This is a genomic window from Streptomyces ureilyticus (assembly GCF_011045025.1).
GTDB lineage: Bacteria > Actinomycetota > Actinomycetes > Streptomycetales > Streptomycetaceae > Streptomyces > Streptomyces ureilyticus.
The window spans coordinates 1-954 of record NZ_JAAKZX010000486.1 but is presented as its reverse complement, the minus strand read 5'-3'; the positions used below and the strand labels follow the sequence as shown (position 1 = coordinate 954).

Here is a 954-nt window from a genome sequence, read left to right as displayed (position 1 = left end):
CCGAACCTGGCACAGGTCGCCCCCTATCTCGCGGAAATCGACGAAGAGGACCAGTTCGAGACCGCGATCGGCCTGTTCCTCGACGCCGTGGAGCTCCGCGCGCAGCGCGCCCGCGCAGCCCGCGCAGAAGGCAGCGAACACACGGAGAACTGACGCCTCGCCGGGCAACAGGGCAATCGGGTATTTGGCGAGACCGCGCAGGCCTGGCGGAGTCTCTGCCGGCCCAGGGAGACGTGGCCGCCATCGCCTCGACTTCGCCGTGTGTACGGGCGAGGGGGTACCGGGCAGGTGAAGCTTCCCCTTGATCGTGGACACCTGGAGAGTGGGACCGCCCCCGCCCGGCGCCGAGTTCAGGCGCTTTCCCACCGAGGACAAGCTCCCCGCCTGGCTGGTTTGGAGGACGGGCGGACTCTCTCCTGGTCCACCTGGACCGGAACCGGCCCGTCATCTGGCAGAACGAGGCGTGGGAGACCATTCTGGGGCCCGGCGTAGCCATGGTCTCCGGCGTCCTTGCCCAGCGCGGCTACGTCCACCGGATCCGTTTCGACGACCGTCCCGGGGGCGTCCGCACTGCGAGCCGTGTAGTCCTCGACCGGCCGGGACGTCGCGGTGACCGCCGCGAACGTCGGGGACCGGGATGCCGCGGTGGGCCTGCTGCAGCGGCTGCGCCGTGACATCTGCCTGGTCTGGGCCGAGGGCGGATACACCGGCAACCTGGTCGAACTGGTGATCATGCCCCGAGCGCGAAGAAGCCCCTGCTCATCGAACAGGAGCTCCCTTTGCCGCAACGCGCTCAGTCGGGCGTGGTGGTGTGCACCTCGCAGTCGCCGCAGCGACCTGGTCGTCCACCGCAGCGGCGACATCGGATCGCCCCGCTCATCCGGCTCGACCAGCGCCAGCAACGCCGGAACGAGCAGCGGGTCAAGCTCCTCGGCGCTCTTGCGACCGCCGCCG

General features: G+C 70.0%; 1 pseudogene. It reads right to left on the bottom strand.

The annotated features are described in order from the left end of the window. Window positions 1-820: 820 nt before the first annotated feature. Window positions 821-954: pseudogene (locus G6048_RS48285) on the bottom strand (ISAzo13-like element transposase-related protein); the annotation flags it as partial.